General features: G+C 69.0%; 21 protein-coding genes and 1 riboswitch. Of the genes, 5 read left to right on the top strand and 16 right to left on the bottom strand.

The window, feature by feature from the left end:
* The first annotated feature begins 13 nt into the window (after positions 1-13).
* On the top strand, positions 14-841 hold the full coding sequence (gene rsmA, locus WS92_RS14075; protein WP_059931171.1) for a 16S rRNA (adenine(1518)-N(6)/adenine(1519)-N(6))-dimethyltransferase RsmA: 828 nt from the start codon (positions 14-16) through the stop codon (positions 839-841).
* An 88-nt stretch (positions 842-929) separates the two neighbouring features.
* Here rsmA and WS92_RS14080 read toward each other — a convergent pair whose 3' ends face one another.
* A complete protein-coding gene (locus tag WS92_RS14080) occupies positions 930-1,868 on the bottom strand; it encodes a DMT family transporter (protein ID WP_006024590.1) in 939 nt (312 codons plus the stop codon).
* A 365-nt stretch (positions 1,869-2,233) separates the two neighbouring features.
* On the opposite strand from WS92_RS14080, the gene gloA reads away from it, so the two are divergent.
* Entirely contained in the window at positions 2,234-2,623 is a 390-nt protein-coding gene (gloA, locus tag WS92_RS14085; protein WP_009911274.1) for a lactoylglutathione lyase, read from the top strand.
* 84 nt (positions 2,624-2,707) lie between these two features.
* Here the strand turns inward: gloA and WS92_RS14090 are convergent, their stop codons facing one another.
* The 12 genes from WS92_RS14090 to WS92_RS14145 form a co-directional block, all read right to left on the bottom strand.
* A complete protein-coding gene (locus WS92_RS14090; protein WP_043282012.1) occupies positions 2,708-3,595 on the bottom strand; it encodes a M48 family metallopeptidase in 888 nt (295 codons plus the stop codon).
* 47 nt (positions 3,596-3,642) lie between these two features.
* Complete coding sequence (locus tag WS92_RS14095; protein ID WP_059931173.1) at positions 3,643-4,422, bottom strand: lysophospholipid acyltransferase family protein; 780 nt, start codon at positions 4,420-4,422, stop codon at positions 3,643-3,645.
* Between the two features lie 42 nt (positions 4,423-4,464).
* Positions 4,465-5,028 (bottom strand): D-glycero-beta-D-manno-heptose 1,7-bisphosphate 7-phosphatase, encoded by a 564-nt coding sequence (gene gmhB, locus WS92_RS14100; RefSeq protein WP_059931175.1) that lies wholly within the window; start codon positions 5,026-5,028, stop codon positions 4,465-4,467.
* Positions 5,029-5,045: 17 nt separating this feature from the next.
* The gene (gene glyS / locus WS92_RS14105; RefSeq protein WP_006024595.1) at positions 5,046-7,145 is read right to left on the bottom strand and encodes a glycine--tRNA ligase subunit beta; all 2,100 of its coding nucleotides are present in this window, start codon (positions 7,143-7,145) and stop codon (positions 5,046-5,048) included.
* 16 nt (positions 7,146-7,161) lie between these two features.
* Positions 7,162-8,169: a glycine--tRNA ligase subunit alpha gene (gene glyQ / locus WS92_RS14110; RefSeq protein WP_006024596.1), complete on the bottom strand. Its 1,008-nt coding sequence runs from the start codon at positions 8,167-8,169 to the stop codon at positions 7,162-7,164.
* Between the two features lie 246 nt (positions 8,170-8,415).
* The gene (lnt, locus tag WS92_RS14115) at positions 8,416-10,131 is read right to left on the bottom strand and encodes an apolipoprotein N-acyltransferase (protein ID WP_059931177.1); all 1,716 of its coding nucleotides are present in this window, start codon (positions 10,129-10,131) and stop codon (positions 8,416-8,418) included.
* Positions 10,132-10,170: 39 nt separating this feature from the next.
* Positions 10,171-11,058 carry an HlyC/CorC family transporter gene (locus tag WS92_RS14120; protein ID WP_015600400.1) on the bottom strand — a complete coding sequence of 296 codons (888 nt, stop codon included), beginning with the start codon at positions 11,056-11,058 and terminating at the stop codon, positions 10,171-10,173.
* Between the two features lie 316 nt (positions 11,059-11,374).
* Complete coding sequence (locus WS92_RS14125) at positions 11,375-12,007, bottom strand: gamma-glutamylcyclotransferase (protein ID WP_059931179.1); 633 nt, start codon at positions 12,005-12,007, stop codon at positions 11,375-11,377.
* A gap of 28 nt (positions 12,008-12,035) precedes the next feature.
* Complete coding sequence (gene ybeY / locus WS92_RS14130; protein ID WP_059931181.1) at positions 12,036-12,842, bottom strand: rRNA maturation RNase YbeY; 807 nt, start codon at positions 12,840-12,842, stop codon at positions 12,036-12,038.
* A gap of 591 nt (positions 12,843-13,433) precedes the next feature.
* Entirely contained in the window at positions 13,434-14,507 is a 1,074-nt protein-coding gene (locus WS92_RS14135; protein WP_015600092.1) for a PhoH family protein, read from the bottom strand.
* 23 nt (positions 14,508-14,530) lie between these two features.
* The gene (gene miaB, locus WS92_RS14140; protein ID WP_059931182.1) at positions 14,531-15,916 is read right to left on the bottom strand and encodes a tRNA (N6-isopentenyl adenosine(37)-C2)-methylthiotransferase MiaB; all 1,386 of its coding nucleotides are present in this window, start codon (positions 15,914-15,916) and stop codon (positions 14,531-14,533) included.
* A gap of 175 nt (positions 15,917-16,091) precedes the next feature.
* Positions 16,092-17,024, bottom strand: a complete 933-nt coding sequence (locus WS92_RS14145; protein ID WP_009911288.1) for a LysR family transcriptional regulator — start codon at positions 17,022-17,024, stop codon at positions 16,092-16,094.
* 145 nt (positions 17,025-17,169) lie between these two features.
* Between WS92_RS14145 and WS92_RS14150 the strand changes: the two genes are divergently transcribed.
* From WS92_RS14150 to ribB, 3 genes are all read left to right on the top strand, one after another.
* Positions 17,170-18,342, top strand: a complete 1,173-nt coding sequence (locus tag WS92_RS14150; RefSeq protein ID WP_015601882.1) for an MFS transporter — start codon at positions 17,170-17,172, stop codon at positions 18,340-18,342.
* Positions 18,343-18,475: 133 nt separating this feature from the next.
* Positions 18,476-19,144: a helix-turn-helix domain-containing protein gene (locus WS92_RS14155; protein WP_009911291.1), complete on the top strand. Its 669-nt coding sequence runs from the start codon at positions 18,476-18,478 to the stop codon at positions 19,142-19,144.
* A gap of 134 nt (positions 19,145-19,278) precedes the next feature.
* Positions 19,279-19,427: riboswitch (FMN riboswitch) on the top strand.
* Positions 19,428-19,566: 139 nt separating this feature from the next.
* On the top strand, positions 19,567-20,301 hold the full coding sequence (gene ribB / locus WS92_RS14160) for a 3,4-dihydroxy-2-butanone-4-phosphate synthase (RefSeq protein WP_059931184.1): 735 nt from the start codon (positions 19,567-19,569) through the stop codon (positions 20,299-20,301).
* A 78-nt stretch (positions 20,302-20,379) separates the two neighbouring features.
* Here the strand turns inward: ribB and WS92_RS14165 are convergent, their stop codons facing one another.
* The 3 genes from WS92_RS14165 to WS92_RS14175 form a co-directional block, all read right to left on the bottom strand.
* Positions 20,380-21,066, bottom strand: a complete 687-nt coding sequence (locus WS92_RS14165) for an HAD family hydrolase (RefSeq protein ID WP_006024608.1) — start codon at positions 21,064-21,066, stop codon at positions 20,380-20,382.
* 135 nt (positions 21,067-21,201) lie between these two features.
* Entirely contained in the window at positions 21,202-22,080 is an 879-nt protein-coding gene (locus WS92_RS14170) for a DMT family transporter (protein ID WP_059931186.1), read from the bottom strand.
* Positions 22,081-22,153: 73 nt separating this feature from the next.
* The gene (locus tag WS92_RS14175; RefSeq protein WP_015601288.1) at positions 22,154-23,374 is read right to left on the bottom strand and encodes an ATP-grasp domain-containing protein; all 1,221 of its coding nucleotides are present in this window, start codon (positions 23,372-23,374) and stop codon (positions 22,154-22,156) included.
* Positions 23,375-23,428: the final 54 nt, after the last annotated feature.

Here is a 23,428-nt window from a genome sequence, read left to right on the forward strand (position 1 = left end):
TTTCTATCTTTCGATGTCGAACAGCAGACAGCACCAAGGGCATTTCGCGCGCAAGCGCTTCGGGCAGAACTTTCTCGTCGATCACGGCGTGATCGACGCGATCGTCGCGGCGATTCGTCCCGAACGCGGCGAGCGGATGGTCGAGATCGGGCCGGGCCTCGGCGCGCTCACGGGGCCCGTGATCGCGCGGCTCGCGACGCCCGATTCGCCGCTGCATGCGGTCGAGCTCGACCGCGATCTGATCGGCCGCCTCAAGGCGCGCTTCGGCGAACTGCTCGAGCTGCACGCGGGCGATGCGCTCGCATTCGATTTCGGCTCGCTCGCGCGGCCGGGCGACCAGCCGTCCCTGCGGATCATCGGCAACCTGCCGTACAACATTTCCAGCCCGCTGCTGTTCCATCTGATGGCGTTTGCGCCCGTCGTGATCGACCAGCACTTCATGCTGCAGAACGAGGTCGTCGAGCGGATGGTCGCCGAGCCGGGCACGAAGGCGTTCAGCCGGCTGTCGGTGATGCTCCAGTACCGCTACGTGATGGACAAGCTGATCGACGTGCCGCCCGAATCGTTTCAGCCGCCGCCGAAGGTCGATTCGGCGATCGTGCGGATGATCCCGCATGCGCCGCACGAGCTGCCGGCCGTCGATCCGGCGGTGCTCGGCGAAGTCGTGACGGCCGCGTTCTCGCAGCGCCGCAAGATGCTGCGCAACACGCTCGGCGGCTATCGCGATCTCGTCGATTTCGATGCGCTCGGCTTCGATCTCGCGCGCCGCGCGGAAGACGTCGGGGTCGACGAGTACGTGCGCGTCGCGCAGGCGGCGGGCGCGGCGCGGGCGGGCCGCTGAAAGCGATGGGCCGCCGCGCGGGCGACGCGTCGCGGGATCGCTCGTCCGGCGTCGGCGATCGCGCCGCCGTTTCCCGCTTCGCCTATGCCTATTTGCGACCGCCGCGCGGCGGCGCGTTGACGAGCGCGATGCCCGCGAGCACGAGCGCCGCCGCCGCGACGAAGCGCGGGCCGATCGCGTCGCCGAGCAGCAGCACGCCGAAGCTCACGCCGAAGAGCGGTGCGAGAAACGTGAACACGGAGAGCCGCGCCGCGCTGTAGCGCGTGAGCAGCCAATACCACGCGAGATAGCTCGCGAACGCGACGATCACGCCCTGATACGCAAGGCTCGCGACGGCGAGCGGCGTCACGTTCGCGAACGTCGTCTGGCGGGTGACGACGGCGAGCCCGAGCAATACCGCCGACGACACGGTCAACTGATAGAACAGCGTCTTGCTCGCGCTCGCGCGCGCGAGCGGCGTCGAGCGCACGACGACCGTCGTCGCCGCCCACATCACGCCGCCGAGCACGCCGAGCGCGTCGCCCGCGAGTCCGGCGAGCGCCGATGCGCCGCCGGCGGCCGGCCGCGCGAAACCGTCGGCGAACGCGACCGCGATGCCCGCGAACGCGATCGCGACGCCCGACCATTGCAGGCGGCGCATCTTCTCGCCTGGCGCGAACAGGTGAAGGCCGAGCGCGGTGAAGCACGGCGCGGTGTACAGAAAGATCGCCATGCGCGCGGCGCTCGTCAGCGTGAGGCCGAAGAACAGGCAGACGAATTCGCCCGCGAACAGCGTGCCCGCGACGATGCCGGCCGCGAACGTGCCGTCCGCGCGAAAGAGCGACGTGCCGCGCGCGCTCGCCCACGCCCATACGCCGAGCGCCGCGATCGCCGAGCGCAGTCCGGCCTGGAGCATCGGCGGGATCGCGTGCGTCGCGCTCTTGATCGCGACTTGCTGAAAGCCCCAGATCGCGCACAGCAGGACCATCACGCCGATCGCGCGCAGATCGAGCGACGGACGCGCCGGCGCGCCGGCGACGGCGCTCATCGGGCGCTCCCGAAGGCGGCGCGAGCCGCGGACGTGCCGGCGGCCGGGCGCCCGGTGGGCAGGCTCGGTTTCAGGAAGACCAGGAAGCAGGTTCGCACGGTTTGCAAGCCGACGGACTCGGCTGTCGGAAAGAGTGGTGGAAAGAGCGGTTCGATTCGCCGCGGGCGCGCGCCCTGCGGCCTCGTCGCGTGGCGCGCCGGGCGGCGCGCATGCGCTGCCGGGCTGCCCGACGCGACGATCTTAACCGATCGACATGCGCGCCGCGCATCGTCCCTGCCGCGCGGATGGGCGATGCGGCGCCCGGCGGAAATCGCGCGGGTCTGGTACATTCGCACGTTCAAGCAAGTCCCCACGGAGTACCCATCATGCGTTTGCTTCACACGATGCTGCGAGTCGGCGATCTCGACCGCTCGATCAAGTTCTACACCGAGCTGCTCGGCATGAAATTGCTGCGCCGCCAAGACTATCCGGACGGGAAATTCACGCTCGCGTTCGTCGGCTACGGCGACGAGCGGGACCACACGGTCATCGAGCTCACCCACAACTGGGACACGAAATCGTACGAGCTCGGCACGGGCTTCGGCCATCTCGCGCTCGAGGTCGAAGACGCGTACAAGGCGTGCGAGCAGATCAAGGCGCAAGGCGGCAAGGTCACGCGCGAAGCCGGCCCGATGAAGCACGGCACGACGGTGATCGCGTTCGTCGAAGATCCGGACGGCTACAAGATCGAGTTCATCCAGCGCAAGGCTCACTGAGCGCTGTCTCGCCGCGCGGGGCGCCGCGGCGCCCCGCGCCGGCCTGCGTTTGGGCGCGCGTGCGCTCATGCATGCGCGCGCTGCTCAGAGCGCCGGCAGCAGCTCCGGCGGATGGTGCTTCAGCGTGTGCCGCGCTTCGCGGAATTCCGGGAAGATCGATTCGACCGTCTGCCAGAACGCCGGGCTATGGTTCATCTCGCGCAGATGCGACAGCTCGTGCGCGACGACATAGTCGACGATCGACATCGGGAAGTGGATGAGCCGCCAGTTCAGGCGGATCTTGCCGTCGCTCGAGCAACTGCCCCAGCGCGTCGCGGCCGACGACAGCGCATACATCGAATACGTGACGCCGAGCTTCTGCGCATACACGGCGAGCTGCTCGCCGAAGATCCGCTTGGCCTCGCCCTGCAGCCAGCCCTGCACGCGATCCTTGATCTGCTGCTCGCTCGCGTGCGCGGGCAGCCCGAGCTCCAGCGTCGCGGCAACCGGATCGAAGCTGAGCGCGCCCTTCGCCGACGCGAGCACGATGCTGACGGGCCTGCCGAGATACGGAATCTGCGCGCCTTCCTTCCAGTCGATCTGCGGCAGCGCGCGCTGCTCGGCGCGCGTCTGCCATTCGGCGAGCTTGTTGAAGATCCAGCGGCGCTTCTCGGCGATCGCCGCTTCGATGTCGGCGAGCGTCACCCAGCGCGGCGCGGTGATCGTGAGACCGTTGCCGTCGATCGCGAAGCCGATCGTGCGGCGCGCGGAGCGCTTCAGCTTGTATTCGAGCACGCGGCCGTCGAGCGCGAGCGTGCGGCGGCGGGAGCGGTCGGCCTCGGGCGGCGTCGCGGGCGGGACGGGCGAGGCGGGCGGCGCGGCGGAAGGGGAAGCGGGGGGCGGCGCGGCGGCCGGCCCGTCGAAGAGCGGCAGGTCGAGCTGGCGGTGATCGAGAGCCACGACGGCCGGCCGTGGCCTGGGACGCTTCGGCATCAGTTCGCTTCGTTTGGCAGTGCGCAATGGGTGAAACTCGCTTGACTTCAGGGATGCGCGGCGTCGGACGCGCGCTCGGCGCCGCGTGCGCCGTCGCGCTCGTGCCGGTACGCGTCCGGATCGATGCGGCGCATTTCCGCTTCGATCCAGTTCTCGACGCGATCGTTCAATTGGTCGGGGGTGAGGCCCTGCGTGTCGATCGGCTTGCCGATCGACACCGTGACGGTGCCGGGGTACTTCGTGAACGAGTTGCGCGGCCACACGCGCCCCGCGTTGTGCGCGATCGGCACGACGGGCGCGCCCGCGCCGAGCGCGAAGCGTGCGCCGCCCGTCTTGTACTTGCCCTGGCGGCCGACCGGCGTGCGCGTGCCTTCGGGGAACATGATGACCCACGCGCCGTCCGCCATCCGCTTGCGGCCCTGGCGGATCACCGAGTCGAACGCGTTCTTGCCGTCCTTGCGGTTGATGTGGACCATGTGCAGCATCCCGAGCGCCCAGCCGAAGAACGGCACGTACAGCAGCTCGCGCTTGAACACGTAGCAGAGCGGCTTCGGCATCAGCGCGGGCAGCGCGATCGTTTCCCACGCGGACTGATGCTTCGGCAGCAGCACGGCCGGGCCGTCGGGCAGGTTCTCGTAGCCTTCGACGCGGTACCGGATGCCGGTGAGCCAGCGCGCGGCGAAGAGCGTCGACCTGCACCAGCCGACCGCCATCCAGTAGCGCGCGTTCGGGCGCAGGAACGGGAACGCGATGAAGCACGCGGTTGCGTACGGCACCGTATAGACGATGAAATAGACGAGCAGCAGCAGGGAGCGGACGAAGCGCATCGGCGTGACGTTACGGTGAGGGAGGATGCGCGCGGGCTGGCATCACTCGTGTTCTTCGGAAAGGAAATCGAGCGCGAACGCGCGCAGGTCGTCGTGCACGCGCGTGCCTTCCGGCAGCCCGCCCGCGGCGAGCGTCTTCTTGCCCTTGCCCGTCAGCACGAGATGCGGCCGAAAGCCGAGCGCCGCGCCCGCCTGCAGGTCGCGCAGCGAATCGCCGACGACCGGCGTATACGCCGGATCGATCTCGAAGCGCTCGGCGATCAGCTTCATCATCCCGGGCTTCGGCTTGCGGCAATCGCAATGGTCGTCGGCCGTGTGCGGGCAGAAGAACACCGCGTCGATCCGGCCGCCGACCGCGGCCGCCGCGCGATGCATCTTCAGGTGCATCGCGTTCAGCGTCGCCATGTCGAACAGGCCCCGGCCGATGCCCGACTGGTTCGTCGCGACGACGACGCGGTAGCCCGCGTGATTGAGCCGCGCGATCGCCTCGAGGCTGCCGGGCAGCGCGACCCATTCGTCGGGCGACTTGATGAACGCCTCCGAATCGACGTTGATGACGCCGTCCCGATCGAGGACGACGAGCTTCTTGCTGAGACTGATCGGCATCGCGTGGCTCCGGGCCTTCAGGCGGCGAGCTTCGAGATGTCCGCGACGCAGTTCATCTGCTGATGCAGTGCGGACAGGAGCGCGAGCCGGTTCGCGCGCAGCGCGGGGTCCTCGGCGTTGACCATCACGCCGTCGAAGAACGCGTCGACGGGCGCGCGCAGCGCGGCGAGCGCGGACAGGGCGCCCGTGTACGCGCGCGCCTCGAGCTGCGACTGCACGCGCGGCGTCACGTCGGCGAGCTGCTCGGCGAGCGCCTTCTCGGCCGCTTCGACGAAGAGCGCCGGCTGCACCGCGCCGTTCGCGCTGCTTTCCGACTTCTTCAGGATGTTCGAGATCCGCTTGTTCGCGGCCGCGAGCGCTTCGGCCTCCGCGAGGCGCGTGAACTCGCGCACCGCGTCGAGGCGCGCGACGATGTCGTCGAGGCGCGTCGGGTTCAGGCTCAGCACCGCGTCGACTTCGCCCGCCGTGTAGCCGCGCTCGCGCAGCAGGCCGCGCAGGCGGTCGACGAAGAACGCGTAGATCGCGTCGGTCGATTCGGCGACGCCCGGCACCGCCGCGAAGCGTTCGTACGCGGTGCGCAGCAGCCAGACGAGATCGAGCGGCAACTGCTTTTCGAGCAGCAGGCGCAGCACGCCGAGCGCGTGGCGGCGCAGCGCGAACGGGTCCTTCTCGCCCGTCGGCGCGAGGCCGATGCCCCAGATGCCGACGATCGTCTCGAGCTTGTCGGCGAGCGCGACCGCGGTCGACACGGGCGTCGCCGGCAGCGCGTCGCCGGAGAAGCGCGGCCGGTAGTGCTCGCTGCACGCGATCGCGACGTCTTCCGGCTCGCCGTCGTGGCGCGCGTAGTACGTGCCCATCGTGCCTTGCAGCTCGGGGAATTCGCCGACCATGTCGGTCAGCAAGTCGGCCTTCGCGAGGCGGGCCGCGCGGATCGCGACCGTCGCGTCGGCGCCGATCGCGGGCGCGATCTCGCCCGCGAGCGTTTCGAGGCGCTCGACGCGCGCGAGCTGCGAGCCGAGCTTGTTGTGATAGACGACGTTCGCGAGGAGCGGCACGCGCTCGGCGAGCGGCTTCTTCTTGTCCTGCTCGAAGAAGAACTTCGCGTCGGCGAGACGCGGGCGCACGACGCGCTCGTTGCCCTCGATGATCTCGCTCGGCGTCTTCGTCCCGATGTTCGACACGATCAGGAAGCGCGAGCGCAGCTTGCCCGCCGCGTCGGTGAGCGCGAAGTACTTCTGGTTCGTCTGCATCGTGAGGATCAGGCATTCCTGCGGGACCTGCAGGAACTCGTCCTCGAAGCGGCACGGATAGACGACCGGCCACTCGACGAGCGACGTCACTTCGTCGAGGAGCGCCTCGGGCATCACGACCTGGTCGCCGTTCGCGTTCGCTTCGAGCTGCGTGCGGATCGCTTCCTTGCGGCCCGCGAAGTGCGCGAGCACGCGGCCTTTCTCGCGCAGCGTGTCCGCATAGGCGCTCGCGTGCTGGATCGCGACGAGGCCGTCGGACAGGAAGCGGTGGCCGAGCGTCGTGTCGCCCGCGTCGATGCCGAACGCGGTGACGGGCACGATGCGATCGTCGCGCAGCACGGTCAGGCGGTGCACGGGGCGCACGAACTGCACGTCGGTGCCGTCCGGGCGCTGATAGGTCATCACCTTCGGGATCGGCAGCTTCGCGAGCGTTTCGTCGAGCGCGGCCTGCAGGCCGTCGGCGAGCGTCGCGCCGGGCGCCGCGTAATTGACGAAGAACGCTTCGGCCTTGCCGTCGTGCGCGCGCTCGAGATCGGCGATCGACAGGTTCGGGTGGCCGAGCGCCGCGAGCTTCTTCGCGAGCGGCGCGCTCGGCTTGCCCTCGGCGTCGAGCGCGACCGATACCGGCAGGACTTTTTCGCGGACCTGCTTCTCGGGCGCGACGGCGCGCACGTTCTGGACGACGACCGCGAGGCGGCGCGGCGTCGCGTAGCGTTCGAACGCGAGCTCGCCTTCGATCAGGTCGCGCGCGGCGAGGCGCTGCGCGATGCCTTCGGCGAACGCGTCGGAGAGGCGCGCGAGCGCTTTCGGCGGCAGCTCTTCGGTCAGCAGTTCGACGAGCAGGGATGCGGAATGGTTTTGCGTCATGGTGTGAAGAATCTCGTCAGTCCTGATCGATCTTGCGTTCGGCTTTCAGCGGCGGCGCCCACGCGGGCTGCGCGGCCTCCTGCGCGTCGGTGGTCAGGCCCGGCACGCCCGGCACCGGGTTGCCGATCATCGGGAAGCCGAGCTTCTCGCGCGAATCGTAGTACGCCTGCGCGACGAGCCGCGACAGCGCGCGGATGCGGCCGATGTACGCGGCGCGCTCGGTCACGGAGATCGCGCCGCGCGCGTCGAGCAGGTTGAACGTGTGGCCGGCCTTCAGCACGAGCTCGTACGCGGGCAGCGCGAGCTGTGCCTCGATCATCCGCTTCGCTTCGGATTCGTAGCTGTTGAAGAACGTGAACAGCAGCTCGACGTTCGCGTGCTCGAAGTTGTACGTCGACTGCTCGACTTCGTTCTGGTGGTAGACATCGCCGTAGGTGAGGCGCCGCAACTCGGGGCCGTTCGGGCCCGGCTCTTCCCACTCGGTCCAGATCAGGTCGTAGACGTTCTCGACCTTCTGCAGATACATCGCGAGGCGCTCGAGGCCGTACGTGATTTCGCCGAGCACGGGCTTGCAGTCGAGGCCGCCCACCTGCTGGAAGTACGTGAACTGCGTGACTTCCATCCCGTTCAGCCACACTTCCCAGCCGAGGCCCCACGCGCCGAGCGTCGGGTTCTCCCAGTCGTCCTCGACGAAGCGCACGTCGTTCTGCTTCAGGTCGAAGCCGAGCGCTTCCAGCGAGCCGAGGTACAGGTCGAGGATGTTCTCCGGCGCCGGCTTGAGCACCACCTGATACTGGTAGTAGTGCTGCAGGCGGTTCGGGTTCTCGCCGTAGCGGCCGTCCTTCGGGCGGCGCGACGGCTGCACGTACGCGGCGCGCCACGGCTCGGGGCCGATCGCGCGCAGGAACGTGTGCACGTGCGACGTGCCGGCGCCGACTTCCATGTCGATCGGCTGGAGCAGGGCGCAACCCTGCCTGTCCCAATAGGACTGGAGCGTCAGGATGATTTGCTGAAACGTAAGCATGAGAGGCCTTCGTGGCGCCGGGCGCTCCGCTTCGGGCAGACGGCGGCGGCGGTGAGCGCCGCGCCGGCAGCTCGCGCGGCGCGCGGCTTGGGTCTGTGCTGAAACGCGTAATTTTACCGGATCGGCGGGCGGGTGCGGCCGCAACGGGGTGGGGCCGCCTCCATGCGCGTGCGCGGGCGGGGAAATCGCCGGAAAACACGCGGGCGTCGAACGCGGAGCGGCGGCGCGCGGCTCGTGCGGCAGGCGTCAGCCGCGCCGGCGCAGCCCCGGGCCGAACGCGAAGCCGAATGCGAGCAGCAGCAGCGACAGCGCGAGCACCGTCGCGTTGCCGCTCGTCACGTACGGCGTGCGGCCGGCGGTGCCCTCGATGCGCACGTCGAGGGAGCCGATCGTGAAGGGCTTCAGCCGGCCGATCACGCGGCCCTGCGCGTCGATTGCGGCCGTCATCCCGGTGTTCGTCGCGCGCAGCATCGGCCGGCCCGTTTCCAGCGAGCGCATCCGCGCGATCTGCAGGTGCTGGTCGAGCGCGATCGTGTCGCCGAACCACGCGAGGTTCGTCACGTTGACGAGCACGCCGGGCGACACCGGGTTGTCGCGGATCGTCGCCGCGATCTCCTCGCCGAAGATGTCCTCGTAGCAGACGTCGGCCATCACCGGCTGGTTGCGCACGATGAACGGCTGCTGGACGGGCGCGCCGCGCGCGAAATCGCCGAGCGGCATCTTCATCAGGTCGACGAACCAGCGAAAGCCCCACGGGATGAACTCGCCGAACGGCACCAGATGATGCTTGTCGTAGCGGTAGATGTCGCGCGAATGCGGCGTCACGCCGTACAGGCTGTTCGTGTAGTCGACGATCCTGCCGTCGTCCGTCACGGTGCCGCCGACCGCGCCGAACAGCACTGCCGTGTCGGTCGCGTCGCTGAAATTGCGCACCGCGCGCGCGAACGGCTCGGGCAGTTCCTGGATCAGCACCGCGATCGCGGTCTCGGGCGTGACGACGAGATCGGCGGGCTTCTCGGTGATCATCTTCTGGTACATCGCGATCGCCGCCTTGATGCCCGCTTCCTCGAACTTGATGTCCTGCTTCACGTTGCCTTGCAGCAGGCGCACCGTGAGCGGCGCGTTCGCGGGCACGGTCCACGGCACGAGCGCGAGCAGCGGGCCGAGCGCGACGAGCGCGGCGGCCGCGAGCGCCGGCGCCGCGACGCGCGGCGCGCGCAGCGCATGCGGCGCGATGCCGGCCGGCGCGTCGATTCGGCTGTTTCCGCCGCCGCTGTTGCGATCGTTGCCGCGGCTGCGGCCGCTTTCACGCGCGCGGACGATCGCCTGCACGACGAGCGCCGCGACGAGCGCGAGCACCCAGCCGATCCCGTAGACGCCGACGATCGACGCGTAGCCGGCGAGCGGCCCGTCGACTTGCGCGTAGCCGCTCGCGAGCCACGGAAAGCCGGTGAGCACGTTGCCGCGCAGCCATTCGCCGACGGCCCACGCGCTCGCGAACGCGAACGCGCCGTGCCAGGTCGGCGAGAACGGACGCGGGTCGGCCGCCTTGCCGTTTCGCGCGTGCCCCGCGCAGAACGACCAGAGCCCCGCCGAGAACGCCGGATAGATCGACAGGTACAGGCAGAACAGCACGAGCGCGCCGCCCGCGAGCGGCGCGGCCATCTCGCCGTACACGTGCATGCTGATGTAGAGCCACCAGATGCCGGTGATGAAGTTGCCGAAGCCGAACGCGCCGCCCGTGGCCGCCGCGTGCTTCCAGCTCGTCGTGCGCGTCAGTTGCGCGAACAGCCATGCGAACACGACGAGCTGCAGCCAGCCGCCGTGCGGCGTCGGCGCGAACGTCAGCGTGTTGGCCGCGCCGGCGAGGAGCGCGGCCGGATAGTGCCAGACGGGCAGCGCACGGCCGGCGGCCGTTGCGGAGACGCTCGATTGCGAGCGGGTCGAGATCGGTTCGGCCATGCGTTGCGTCGAAGGAGCGGGTGGGGAGGCGTGGGCGCGTCAGTCTTCGCCAGCCGAGCCGCTGCGCCGGCCGGCGAGCGGCGCGCGGCGCACGAGCAGCACGTGAATCTGGCGGGCGTCGCCGCGCTGGATCTCGAACAGCAGGTCGCCCAGGCGCACTTTCTCGCCGCGATGCGGGACGCGGCCGAAATGGTGCGTGATGAGGCCGCCGATCGTGTCGACTTCGTCATCGGGGAAATCGGTGCCGAACGTTTCGTTGAACTGCTCGATCTCGGTCAGCGCGCGCACGCGGTAGCGGCCGTCGGGCGCGGCGATGATGTTGCCGGCTTCCTCGTCGAAGTCGTATTCGTCCTCGATGTCGCCGACGATCTGCTCGAGCACGTCCTCGATCGTGATGAGGCCGGCGACGCCGCCGTATTCGTCGACGACGATCGCGAGGTGGTTGCGGTTCACGCGGAAGTCGTGCAGCAGCACGTTCAGCCGCTTTGATTCGGGGATGAAGACGGCGGGGCGCAGCATCCCGCGCACGTCGAATTCCTCTTCCGCGTAGAAGCGCAGCAGATCCTTCGCGAGCAGCACGCCGATCACGTTGTCGCGGTTGTCTTCGTATACCGGATACCGCGAGTGCGCCTTTTCGAGCACGAACGGGATGAAGTCCTCGGGCTTGTCGGCGATGTTGAGCGCGTCCATCTGCGCGCGGGGCACCATGATGTCGCGTGCGCACAGGTCGGACACCTGGAACACGCCCTCGATCATCGACAGCGAATCGGCGTCGATCAGGTTGCGTTCGTGCGCATCCTGCAGGATTTCGAGGAGCTCGGCCCGCGAATCGGGCTCGGGCGAGATGAAGTCGGTCAGACGCTCGAGCAGTGAGCGTTTTTCAGGCGGTTTGTCGGCGGATTTTCGACTGGGATACGAATCGTTCATGGTGGTGCGCCCCGCGAATCGGGAGCGCGCTGTCACGGAATAGGCAAGGATACACCAAGGTCGTGGCGCGTCCGTGTCGACGGGCGGGCGCGCTGGCCGAAGCGGCGTGTCGCGCGGTTCCGGCCGGGCGGCGCGGCCTCGGGCGCGCTTCCATCGTAGCGCAGAAACGCCTGCGCGGGCAGCGTTGGAAAAAAAGCGGCGGATGCGATGCGGCGCGCGCGGCCGCTCGTCGCACTGGCCGTCCGCGTTCGCGTTCGCCGACGGCCGATGGCTTCGAACGCTTCAGCCTCCGGCGGCTACCGGCATCTACCGGCACCTACCGGCAGCGCGCGAGCAGCGCTTCGAGCGCGCGGTCGGGCATTCCGCTGTCGCGCAGTGCATCGACGGTGCGGCTCACGTAGTCGAGCGTCGTGCCGTAGCGGCCGCTCGCGCAGCCGAACACGGCTCTCACGATGTCGTCGGTCAGCTTGCCGGTGTAGGTCGGCACGTCGCGCCGCATCACGAACGCGAGCGCGCGGACCCGCTCGCCGCCCACGAGCGCGCACGGCAGCCATGCGGGCCGGTACGAGCCCATCGCCATCTCGCGCCGCCAGAGCGCTTCGAGGTGCGCCACCGCGGTGCCGCCGGCGAGCCGGAACGCGAGCCCCGTGCACGAGCCGCCGCGGTCGAGCGCGAGCACGAGCCCAGGCTGCTCGGGCGTGCCGCGGTTCACGCGCGACCACAGGTAGAGCCCGCGGTGGTAGCCGTGGACCTTCGCGCGCAGTGCCTCGACGGCCGGCATCCCCGGGTTCCAGATCAGCGAGCCATAGCCGAACAGCCACAGGTCGCTCGTGCGATCCCAGCCGGCGAGCGTCGCGTCGAGCGATGCCGCGAGCTCGTCGTCGCTCAGGTGGCGCGCCTCGCCGAGCGACGGAGGATAGGGGCAGCGGGTGGAGGCGGAGCGGTTCACGGCGGCGGAGCGGTCAGCGCGGCGCCAATCAGCGGTACGGATTCGGGAAGCCGAGCTTCGCGAGGATGTCGATTTCGAGCGCTTCCATCTCGGCCGCGTCTTCTTCGCCGCGCTCGTGGTCGTAGCCCTGCGCATGCAGCGCGCCGTGCACGAGCAGATGCGCGTAATGCGCGACGAGCGTCTTGCCCTGCTCTCGCGCCTCCTTTTCGACGATGGGGCAGCACAGCACGAGATCCGCGACCGTGACGCCGTCCGGCTCCTCGCCGTACGCGAAGGTCAGCACGTTCGTCGCGTAGTCCTTGTGCCGATAGCTGTGATTGAGCGCGCGCCCTTCGTCGGCGCCGACGAAGCGCACGGTGAACTGAGCGTCGGAGAAGATCGCGGGTTCGAGCCATTCGGCGATCACCTTGCGCTTGGGCAGCGGCTTGCGCTGCGCGTCGCCGATCTCGTCGCCGTACTGAACCGCGAGATCGAGCTCGGGCTCGCGGTCCGGCGCGTCTTCGCCCGCCTCGCCCATGTCGCCCGCCTCGTCGTGCGCGAAGCCGGGGTTCTCGTCGGCGCCGGCTTCGACCGTCACGCTATCGTAGTGCTCGGGGCGCAGCGCGATCGTCGCGCGCCGCGACGGGTCCGCGTGCTGCGCGACGATCGCGACGGCCGCGTCGCCCGAACTGCCGGACAGGTCGAACGTCAGGCTGCGGCCGTCGGCGAAATCGACGCGCAGCGCCTGCGCTTCGACCGTCCTGACTTTGCCCTTCGCATCGAACAGCGACAGGCGGGGAAACTCGGGTTGCGCCGCTTCGGCGCGTACGGACTTGGAGGAACGGGACGATTTCATCACGCTGACGTCGGTTTGAACGCGGTTGAGGATACACCAAACGGACGAGCGTCCGGAGGGCGTTTCGCCGATCGCCGCAGGCCGGCGAGCGACCGGCGCGGGGCCGTTCGGGATGCCGGCGGGCGGTGTGGCGGCAGGCTTTTTGCGACGCGAATGGCCGATGCGCGGTCGACGGTTCGCCGATATGCGTCGCGCGTGCGCGTCGCCCGGCTGGAGAGCATCGCCCGGGCGCGGCGCCGGCCGGCGCGCGGTTGTCGAAGGAACGACGCGGGATCGGCAAGCATGGCGCCGTGTAGCTCGGAATCCGATGATCACCCACGGCTGCGCGGTTCTGATCGATGCTGTTGCAATGCGAACGGCGAACGATCGATCGGACATCCCGGCGATCAAAGTGACCCATTGGCCCTATCGGCCCAATGGGCCCAAATGGGCCCGTGCTCCGATGATCAAGCGCCTGAACGAACGGCGCAAAGCGGACACGGCGCATGGAACGCGCGGCCCGCCGAGCGCGTCGCGCGCGTCGCGCGACCGCGGCCGTCCGCCGACCGCGTCGGCCGCCCGACCGGACCGGCTCGCCCGTCTCGGCCCCGCTTATTCGTCCTTGTGCTGCGCGTGGAACTCGTCGTAAGCCTCGACGATCCGCGCGACGAGCGGATGCCGGACCACGTCCGCGCTCGTGAAGCGCGTGAGCGCGATGCCGCGCACGCCGGAGAGCACCTGCTGCGCCTCGACGAGCCCGCTCTTGTGCCCGCGCGGCAAGTCGACCTGGCTCGTGTCGCCCGTGACGACCGCCTTCGAGCCGAAGCCGATCCGCGTGAGGAACATCTTCATCTGCTCGGGCGTCGTGTTCTGCGCCTCGTCGAGGATGATGAACGCGTGGTTCAGCGTGCGGCCGCGCATGTACGCGAGCGGCGCGATCTCGATCATCTGGCGCTCGAACATCTTCGCGGTCTTGTCGAAGCCGAGCAGGTCGTACAGCGCATCATAGAGCGGCCGCAGGTACGGATCGACCTTCTGCGCGAGGTCGCCCGGCAGGAAGCCGAGCCGCTCGCCCGCCTCGACGGCCGGGCGCGTCAGCACGATGCGCTTGACCTGGTCGCGCTCGAGCGCGTCGACCGCGCACGCGACCGCGAGATACGTCTTGCCGGTGCCCGCCGGCCCGACGCCGAACGTGACGTCGTGCGACAGGATCTGCTTCAGATACTCGCGCTGCGCGGGCGTGCGCCCGCGCAGATCGGCGCGGCGCGTGTAGAGCTTCGGCGCCGCTTCGTCGGCGTGCGGCTCTTCGCCGATGTGCACGACGGGCTCGTCGAACGGATGGTCCGGATCGCCGCGAAAGCGCACGTCGAGCGCTTCGGTTTCGCCTTCGCCTTCGCCGTTGCCTCTGCGCCGCGGATTGCCCGGATGGCGGGCCTCGACGAGCGCGAGCTGGATGTCGTCGACCGACAGCGGATCGCGCGCGCGGTTGTAGAAGTTCTCGAGCGCCACGAGCGCGGTTCTCGCGCCGCGGCCGCGAATCGCGATCCGGTGGCCGCGCCGCGAGAGCGTCACGTCGAGCGCCTGTTCGATCTGCCGCAGATTTTCGTCGAGCGGGCCGCAGAGATTCGCGAGGCGCGCGTTGTCGTCGCGCGGCGCGGTGAATTCCAGTGCTTGAGCAGTTTTCAAAGTGGCGTCGGGTTCCTGTAGCGTCAGTGCGTGGCGGCGCTCGCGCCGTCGTGCGCGAGCACGAGCTCGCCGCGCAGCGAGTGCGGATACGCGTGATTGATCTTCACGTCGATCATCTGGCCGATCAGGCGCGAGTGCGCCGCGAGCGGCGCGGGGAAATTCACGACCCGGTTGTTCTCGGTGCGGCCCGCGAGCTCGTTCGGGTCCTTGCGCGACGGCCCCTCGACGAGGATCCGCTCGACCCTGCCGACCATCGACTGGCTGATGCGCGCGACGTTCTCCTCGATCGTCGCCTGCAGATGTTGCAGGCGTTCGAGCTTGACCCCGCGCGGCGTGTCGTCGGCGAGGTTCGCGGCCGGCGTGCCGGGGCGCGGGCTGTAGATGAACGAGAAGCTCGTGTCGTAGCTCATCTCGTGCACGAGCGCCATCGTCTTGTCGAAGTCGGCCTCGGTCTCGCCGGGGAAGCCGACGATGATGTCCGTCGACAGCGACAGGTTCGGGCGGATCGCGCGCAGCTTGCGGATCAACGATTTGTATTCGAGCACCGTGTAGCCGCGCTTCATTGCCATCAGGATGCGATCCGAGCCGTGCTGGACGGGCAGGTGCAGATGGTCGACGAGCTTCGGCACCTTCGCGTAGACGTCGAGCAGGCGCTGCGTGAATTCCTTCGGGTGCGACGTCGTGTAGCGGATCCGCTCGATGCCGGGGATGTCGGCGACGTATTCGATCAGCGTCGCGAAATCGGCGACGTCGTGCGCGCCCGCCGGCAGCGCGCCACCGAATTTTCCACGGTAGGCGTTCACGTTCTGGCCGAGCAGCGTGACTTCGCGCACGCCCTGATCGGCGAGGCCGGCGATCTCGGTCAGCACGTCGTCGAGCGGGCGCGAGACTTCGTCGCCGCGCGTGTACGGCACGACGCAGTAGCTGCAGTACTTCGAGCAGCCTTCCATGATCGACACGAACGCGCTCGGGCCCTCGACGCGCGCGGGCGGCAGGTGATCGAACTTCTCGATCTCCGGGAACGTGATGTCGACCTGCGCGCGGCCGCTTTCGCGGCGCGCGTCGATCATCTGCGGCAGGCGGTGCAGCGTCTGCGGGCCGAACACGAGGTCGACGTACGGCGCGCGCGCGACGATCGACGCGCCTTCCTGGCTCGCGACGCAGCCGCCCACGCCGATCAGCAGATCCGGCTTCGCCTCCTTCAGCTCGCGCACGCGGCCGAGATCGGAGAACACCTTCTCCTGCGCCTTTTCGCGCACCGAGCAGGTGTTGAACAGGATGATGTCCGCGTCTTCCGGGGTGTCGGTCTTCTCCAGCCCTTCGGCCGCATTGAGCACGTCGACCATCTTGTCGGAGTCGTACTCGTTCATCTGGCAGCCGAAGGTCTTTACGTAAACTTTCTTGGTCATGAGGATTCGCCGTTCGCAGTGGTTGACCTGGGGGCGTCGTTCAAAATGAATCAGGGGGACGGATCAGCGCGCCGCCAGCCGCGCGATGCGCGCGCTGCGTACGGGAAGATGCCGCCGGGAAAGCTTTCCATTATAGCTTTTCAGGCCCCGCCGGGCGGGGCAGGCTGGCCCGGCGTCACCGGCACGCGTTCAACAGATCCTCGAGCGCCTTTTCCTCCCGCGCGAAGCGCTCGACGAGAAAATCGAGCAGCACCCGCACGCGCGGCGCCATGTAACGCTTGCTGTGATAGATCGCGTGCAGCGGCGCGTCGTGGTGCCGCCACTCGGGCAGCAGCACCTTGAGCCGGCCCGCGCGGACGTCGCGCGCGATGTCCCAGATCGATTCCAGCGCGATTCCGTAACCGCGGATCGTCCATTCGCGCGTGAGGCCGCCGTCGTTCGTCTCGTGCGCGGTTGCGAGCGGCACCGTGTAGGTCTGCGTGTCGTCGCCGCGCGTGAAGCGCCACACGTTGATCGGTCCCGACGCGACCGTGATCACGTTGCATGGAAAGCGGGCCAGATCGAGCGGCTCCTTCGGCGAGCCGTACTTGTCGACGAACGCGGGCGACGCGCACAGCACGCGCCGGTTCGCCGCGAGCCGCCGCGCGATCAGCGCGCCGTCGGGCGGCGCGGCGAAGCGGATCGCGAGATCGATCTCGTCTTGCCACAGATTCGACGACGAATCCGATGCCGTCACCGAAAACGTCACGTCCGGATAGCGCGCGTTGAATTCGTCGAGCCAGTCGAGCAGTTGATTGCGCCCGAAATCCGCCGTCGACGACAGCCGCACCTTGCCGCTCACGACGTTGCGCCCTTCCTGCAGCATCGCGTCCGCGTCGTCGAGCGCCCGCAGCGCTTGCCGGCAGCAGTTCAGGTATAGGCGGCCCTCGTCGGTGAGCCGCAGCCGCCGCGTCGAGCGCTCGAACAGGCGCGTCGACACTTGCGCCTCCAGCTTCGCGAGCCGCGCGCTCGCTGCGGCGGGCGTCAGGTTCAGCTTGCGCCCGGCGGCCGACAGGCTGCCGAGCTCCGCCGCCTCGACGAACAAGCGGATGTCGCCCAGTTGATCCATGCTATTTCCAGATAATTTTTGAAAATGATTCAAATGCTACGCCAATTATCAAAAATCTTCGGATTCGGGACAATGCGCGCTCGTCAGATTTTTTGATGCGGTGCGGCATGGGTCGCGCCGCGTCCGTCCCGCACCGGAGCGTCTCATGCCTCTACCGTTACTCGCGCTCGCGATCAGCGCGTTCGCCATCGGCACCACCGAATTCGTCATCATGGGCCTGTTGCCCGACGTCGCGCGCGACCTCGCGGTCACGCTGCCGTCCGCCGGCCTCCTCGTGAGCGGCTATGCGCTCGGCGTCGCCGCGGGCGCGCCGCTCCTCGCCGTGCTGACGAGCCGGATGCCGCGCAAGGCCGCACTGCAACTGCTGATGGCGATCTTCATCGCCGGCAACGTGCTGTGCGCGCTCGCGCAGAGCTACGGGATGCTGATGATCGCGCGCGTCGTCACGTCGTTCGCGCATGGCTCGTTCTTCGGCATCGGCGCGGTCGTCGCCGCGTCACTCGTGAGCGTCGACAGGCGCGCGAGCGCGATCGCGCTGATGTTCACGGGGCTCACGCTCGCGAACGTGCTCGGCGTGCCGTTCGGCACCTTCGTCGGTCAGACGCTCGGCTGGCGGGCGACGTTCTGGATCGTCGCGGCGCTCGGCGTCGCGGCGCTCGCCGGCATTGCCGCGCTCGTGCCGAAGCAGCGCGACGCGGCGGGCGCGGCGCTCGGCCGCGAGCTGCGCGTGCTCAAGGAGCCGCAGGTGTGGCTCGCGCTCGCGATGACGGTGCTCGGCTTCGGCGGCGTGTTCGTCGTGTTCACTTACATCGCGCCGATCCTCGAGGACGTGACGGGCTTCTCGCCGCACGCGGTGTCGCTCGTGCTCGTGCTGTTCGGCGCCGGGCTCACGGTCGGCAACATGATCGGCGGCCGGCTCGCGGATCGCGCCCTGATGCCGTCGCTGATCGCGATTCTCGTCGCCCTGATCGCCGTGATGGCGGTGTTCGCGAAGACGAGCCATCTGCCCGCCGCGGCCGCCGTCACCGTGTTCGTCTGGGGAGGCGCTGCTTTTGCGACGGTTCCTCCGTTACAGTCTCGTGTCGTCGAGAAGGCCGCGCACGCGCCGAATCTCGCGTCGACGCTCAACATCGGCGCGTTCAACGTCGGCAATGCGGGCGGCGCATGGCTGGGCGGCGTCGCGCTTTCGCACGGGGTGCCGCTCGACGCGCTGCCTTGGGTGGCGGCCGTCGTCACGCTCGCCGCGCTCGCGGTCACGGTGCTCGCCGCGCGGCTCGATACGCGCGTCTCATCGGGTGCGGCTGCAACAGCGCAATGACGCATTGCAAAACGCGGTCCTCTGCGATCCTGATAACAGTGTGAAGATAACTTTGTTTGATGGCCCCGTAGCGGATGTTAGTCTTTGCCTCACCTGAAACCGCTGGGCCCGCTCGGGCCCTGGAGGCGACGTCATGCATTCACCGTTGGCGCTTGTGCGCGATGTGTCTTCACCGGATGCCGCTGCGGCGGCCGACGCCGATGCGTCGCACGCGTCGTTCGATGCGCTCGAGCGGCTCGTCGGCGTGAATCTCGCGCGGCTGCGCGCGGAACGCCAATTGTCGCTCGACGCGCTCGCGCGGCTCTCCGGCGTGTCCCGCGCGATGCTCGCGCAGATCGAATCGGCGCGCAGCGTGCCGTCGATCAAGGTGCTCTGCAAGGTCGCGGCCGCGCTGAAGGTGTCGGTCGCCGCGTTCCTGCGCCGCCATGCGGTCAACGGCTTCGAGCATCTGAGCGCCGAGCGCGCGGTGCGCGTCGTCAGCTCGAACGGGCGCTTCTCCGCGCGCGCGCTGTATCCGGAAGGCGAGCCCGCAGTCGCCGAGTTCCACGAACTGCGGATCGCGCCCCTGCACACCGAGCCCGGCGCGCCGCGCGCGCCCGGCACCAGCGTGAATCTCGTCGTCAGCGAAGGCACGCTCGAAGTCAGCATCCACGATCGCCGCCAGTTGCTCGCGACGGGCGACGCGATCGTCTTCGACGCCGATCAGCCGTACGCGCTGCGCAACCCGGGCGACACCGAGGCGCGCGCGTTCCGCGTGACGGTGAACGCCGAAGTGCCGCCGCGCTGGCACGTGCCGGCGTGACGTGATGTCGCGATTCGCAGCGCGCCTGCGCGCGGCGCGGTTTAGACGGATTCGTCAGTAGGGCCTTGTCGGGTTCCCGCTGCGGCGAATCCGTAGCTGTTGTATGCTTCACCGGCCGGTTCGTCCGGCAATCAGTGCGTCTTCAGGGCGGGGCGAAATTCCCCACCGGCGGTAGGCCGGCATGTTGCCGGCGAGCCCGCGAGCGCCCGCGCGATGCGCGGGGTCAGCAGATCTGGTCCGATGCCAGAGCCGACGGTCATAGTCCGGATGAAAGAAGATGTGCAGATAGTCATGTGCGCCCAGCCTCGTCCGCGGCGCGCGCGATGTCATGCGCGCGGTGCGGAAGCGGCGTCGCGCTGTCTGTTTGCTGAGCCCTGAAACGTTTTTCGCCCCAATCTTTTCCGCGAGGAGCGTTTCACATCATGTCGTTTCCGTTGCCTTCGAAGTCGGCGCCTGCCGACGCTTTCTCCGATTTCCCGTTGCTCGATGCCGAACCGCCGCCGCCGCGCATTGCCGCCGCGCTCGCCGCGCTGCGTGAAGGGCGCGCGGTCGTGCTGCAGGACGATCACGACCGCGAGAACGAAGCCGATCTGATCGTCGCCGCCGAGCGGCTCACCGACGAGACGATGGCGCTTTTGATCCGCGAGTGCAGCGGCATCGTCTGCCTGTGCCTGACGGACGAAAAGGTGCGCGCGCTCGAGCTGCCGCCGATGGCGCAATTGAACGAGAGCAAGAACGGCACCGCGTTCACGGTGTCGATCGAGGCGCGCGCCGGCGTGACGACGGGGGTGTCGGCCGCCGATCGCGTGACGACGATCCGCGCGGCGATCGCCGACGATGCCAAGCCGCACGACATCGTGCGCCCCGGCCACGTGTTTCCGCTGCGCGCGGCGCCGGGCGGCGTGCTCGCGCGGCGCGGCCACACCGAGGGCACCGTCGATCTCGCGATCCTCGCCGGGCTGAGGCCCGCCGGCGTGCTGTGCGAGCTGATGAATCCGGACGGCACGATGACGCGCGGCGCGGATGTCGAGCGGTTCGCCGCGCAACACGGGCTGCCGATGCTGACGATCGCCGAGCTCGTCGAGTTTCGCGAACGGCTCGCGTCGTTGCGCGAGCGCGAGCGGGAACGCGACGCGTGCTGCGAGGATGTTGCCTGATCGGCTCCGGTTCGGCGGGCGATACGCGATCCGCGTGCGGCGCGCGAGCCGCGCCGCACGCGAAGCGGCTCCGCCCAGCTACGACTGCGCGTCGCCGAATTCGCCGCGCACGCCCGCCTCGACGAGCGCGGGCAGCTCGTCCATCGAGCGCATGATCCGTGTGACGCCCATCTTGCGCAGCGCGTCTTCATAGCCGCCGGGGATGTGGCTCGCGCCGACGAACGCGATCGTCTTCATGCCGGCCGCGCGCGCCGCGTTCAGCCCCGATACGCTGTCCTCGACGACGACGCAGCGCGCCGGCTCGACGCCGAGCGTGCGCGCCGCGTGCAGATACACGTCCGGATAGGGCTTCGGCCGCGCGACCTGCTCGGCGCTGAACACGCGCTCGCCGAACACGTCGGTGAGCGCCGCGCGCTTGAGCGAGTTGCGCACGCGTTCGAGCCGGCTGTTCGACACGACGGCGGCGGGCAGCGCGATTCTTGTCAGCGCGTCGCGCACGCCCGCGATCGGCGCGAGCCATTGCGCGAGTCCGATCTCGATGTTGTGCTCGATCGTATCGAGGAAATCCGCCGGCATCGCGATGCCGTGGCGCGCTTCGAGACCCGCGAGGAAGCGCGATGTCTGCTGGCCGAACGCGGCTTTCGCGTCGGCCGCGAAATCGATCGCGGGGAACGTGGCCGACAGCGTGTCGAACAGCACGCGATCGGCGATCACTTCGCTGTCGACGAGCACGCCGTCGCAGTCGCAAATGAGGTGGTCGAGCATAGGGACAACAAAAAGGGTGAGGCGACGAAGCGCCATGATACGTGCTTTGCCGGCGGCGGGCGCGGTTTGTCGAAGGCGGCGGGGGCAGGGGCCGCGCGGCGTGCGGTGCGGCGCGCTCGTTCGCGCGCGCCGCCGCTACGCCGCTACGCCCGCCGCGAGCGCTTGCGGCGTGATCTTCAGCATCACGACGCCGGCGATGATCGTCGCGATGCCCACCCATTGCAGCGCGCTCGGCCGCTCGCCGCGCACGAAGAAGCCGAGCAGCGCCGTGACGCCGCTCGCGAGCGAGCTCAATACGGTGACGATCGCGACGTGTCCCGTCGTCGAGCCGTATGCGAGCGAGAAGAAGCCGACGAGGCTGAACACGCTGATCGACAGGATCAGCAGGACGATCGAGCCGGGCGGCGCGGACAGGTTGCGCGCGCGGGCGAGCGCCGCGAACAGGATCACGACGGCCGTCAGGTAATAGATCCACAGCGCGCTGACGACGCCCAGGCTCTTGACCGCGAACGCGCCCTGCAGCCAGAAGCCGAGCCCGAACATCGCGGCCGACAGCAGCGAGAAGCCGATCGACGCGGGCGATTCCGTCTTGCCGTCCGCTGACTTTGAGATGCTCGCGAGGCTCGCGCCGACGATGCAGAGCGCGAGGCCCGCGATCGCGAATTGCGTGATCGACTGGCCGGTCGCGAGCGACAGGATCGTCGTCACCGCGCCGTACAGCGACACGATCGGCGCGACGACCGACGCCTTGCCGATCGCGAGCGCCCTGAGCAGCGCGGCCATCGCGATCAGGTTGCAGACAGCCGCGAGGATGCCGACGCCGAAGCCCGCGTCGATCGTCGCGATGCGCAGCGAAGACGGATGCAGCGCGAGCGACGCGGTGAGGATCAGGAACCCGAACGACTGGCTGTAGAACAGCGACTTCGTGACGCCGACGCGTCGCGCCGCGTGTCCCGCGAGAAAATCGGTGCTGCCCCAGCACAGTGCCGACAGCAAGCCCATCAGAATCGCCATGTCGTTCCCTCGTCTGTCTATCGTGTGTCTTTCGATCTTCCATCGTCGTGCCGGCGCTTGCGCGTCGCGCGGCTCAGCCGAGCTCGACGCGCACGGCGTCGGCGAGCGCGCGCGCGTGGCGCATCGCTTCGTCGCAGGTTCGGCCGTGCGCGAGCACGTAGCCGATCACCGAGCCGAAATTCCTCGATGCGCACGTCGATTCGAGCGGCAGCTTCCGGAAGCCGCTCGCGACGTAATGCGCATTGCCCGGCGCGAACGTCACGTCGCGCACGACGCCCGCCGCCGGCGCGAACACGAACGCGTCCGCGACGAAGTCGTAGCGAGCGGGCTCTCGCGGCGCGACGGGCCGATCGATTCCGCAGACGAAATCTATCAGATGCCCGACCATGTCGATACCCGTCGTCAGCGCGATCTGCCTGACGGCGCGCGCGCCCGCGATCCGCAGGTTGATCTCGACGAGCACCGGCCCGGCTTCCGCGAGGATGAATTCGACGTTCAGCGCGCCGCCCGCGAGGCCGAGCAGGTTCACCCAGTCGACGATCTCGTCCGCGATCGCTTCTTTGTCGACGGCGGGCAGATCGGACGGATGCGAGATGCCCGTCATGCACAGGCTGTCGTGCGGCGACACGAAGATCCGGTTGATCCCGAGCACGTGCCAGCGGCCGCCGTTGTGCAGCAGCTCCGCGCCGTAGAAGGGCCCTTCGACGAAGGCTTCGGCGAGGAACTCGCGGTGCCGGGTGCCGAGCATCGACACGCCCTCGCCCGAGCGGAAGCGCTCGACGGCGGCGCGATAGTCGGCCTCGTTCGTGCACAGGCTGACGCCGTAAGCGCCCGCGTCGCGCAGCGGCTTGAGCACGCATGGAAAGCCGATGTCGGGGCGCGGCGCGAAGCGGTCGGCCGACAGCACCTGGTATCCCGGCTGCCGGTAGCCGTGCTCTCGCAGCTTGTCGCGCACGCGCGCCTTGCCGTATGCGTTGCGCAGCCCGGCCAGCGACGGATGCGGCAGACCGAGCGCGTCGGCGAGCTCCGACGCCGGAATCATCACGTCGTCGTAGCAGCCGAGCACGGCGCCCACCGGCAGCCGCAACGCGTCGATGCGCTCGCGCATCGCGCCGGCGTCGCGCGTGTCGACGTGATGGACCGCGTCGAAGAGATTCAGATCGAGGTCGTCGAACAGCACCTTGTTCCTCGCGTGCATCGACGTGAACAGCACGGGCGCGTAGCCGAGCGAACGGATGTAGCCGATGCCCGCGCATTCGATCGGGCGGGCTTCGACGAACAGAAAGGTCTTCATGGGCATTCCCCGGGCGGGCGCGACGGCGCGGCCGCCGCCGCGACGCGGGCGGCG

This window comes from Burkholderia sp. MSMB1588, assembly GCF_001546925.1.
In the GTDB taxonomy this organism is placed as follows: domain Bacteria; phylum Pseudomonadota; class Gammaproteobacteria; order Burkholderiales; family Burkholderiaceae; genus Burkholderia; species Burkholderia humptydooensis.

Excerpts from the sequence above, each read along its gene's own strand:
- rsmA (WP_059931171.1), top strand. The coding sequence starts at position 14 with ATGTCGAACAGCAGACAGCACCAAGGGCATTTCGCGCGCAAGCGCTTC.
- WS92_RS14080 (WP_006024590.1), bottom strand. The coding sequence starts at position 1,868 with ATGAGCGCCGTCGCCGGCGCGCCGGCGCGTCCGTCGCTCGATCTGCGC.
- gloA (WP_009911274.1), top strand. The coding sequence starts at position 2,234 with ATGCGTTTGCTTCACACGATGCTGCGAGTCGGCGATCTCGACCGCTCG.
- WS92_RS14090 (WP_043282012.1), bottom strand. The coding sequence starts at position 3,595 with ATGCCGAAGCGTCCCAGGCCACGGCCGGCCGTCGTGGCTCTCGATCAC.
- WS92_RS14095 (WP_059931173.1), bottom strand. The coding sequence starts at position 4,422 with ATGCGCTTCGTCCGCTCCCTGCTGCTGCTCGTCTATTTCATCGTCTAT.
- gmhB (WP_059931175.1), bottom strand. The coding sequence starts at position 5,028 with ATGCCGATCAGTCTCAGCAAGAAGCTCGTCGTCCTCGATCGGGACGGC.
- glyS (WP_006024595.1), bottom strand. The coding sequence starts at position 7,145 with ATGACGCAAAACCATTCCGCATCCCTGCTCGTCGAACTGCTGACCGAA.
- glyQ (WP_006024596.1), bottom strand. The coding sequence starts at position 8,169 with ATGCTTACGTTTCAGCAAATCATCCTGACGCTCCAGTCCTATTGGGAC.
- lnt (WP_059931177.1), bottom strand. The coding sequence starts at position 10,131 with ATGGCCGAACCGATCTCGACCCGCTCGCAATCGAGCGTCTCCGCAACG.
- WS92_RS14120 (WP_015600400.1), bottom strand. The coding sequence starts at position 11,058 with ATGAACGATTCGTATCCCAGTCGAAAATCCGCCGACAAACCGCCTGAA.
- ybeY (WP_059931181.1), bottom strand. The coding sequence starts at position 12,842 with ATGAAATCGTCCCGTTCCTCCAAGTCCGTACGCGCCGAAGCGGCGCAA.
- miaB (WP_059931182.1), bottom strand. The coding sequence starts at position 15,916 with ATGACCAAGAAAGTTTACGTAAAGACCTTCGGCTGCCAGATGAACGAG.
- WS92_RS14145 (WP_009911288.1), bottom strand. The coding sequence starts at position 17,024 with ATGGATCAACTGGGCGACATCCGCTTGTTCGTCGAGGCGGCGGAGCTC.
- WS92_RS14150 (WP_015601882.1), top strand. The coding sequence starts at position 17,170 with ATGCCTCTACCGTTACTCGCGCTCGCGATCAGCGCGTTCGCCATCGGC.
- WS92_RS14155 (WP_009911291.1), top strand. The coding sequence starts at position 18,476 with ATGCATTCACCGTTGGCGCTTGTGCGCGATGTGTCTTCACCGGATGCC.
- ribB (WP_059931184.1), top strand. The coding sequence starts at position 19,567 with ATGTCGTTTCCGTTGCCTTCGAAGTCGGCGCCTGCCGACGCTTTCTCC.
- WS92_RS14165 (WP_006024608.1), bottom strand. The coding sequence starts at position 21,066 with ATGCTCGACCACCTCATTTGCGACTGCGACGGCGTGCTCGTCGACAGC.
- WS92_RS14170 (WP_059931186.1), bottom strand. The coding sequence starts at position 22,080 with ATGGCGATTCTGATGGGCTTGCTGTCGGCACTGTGCTGGGGCAGCACC.
- WS92_RS14175 (WP_015601288.1), bottom strand. The coding sequence starts at position 23,374 with ATGAAGACCTTTCTGTTCGTCGAAGCCCGCCCGATCGAATGCGCGGGC.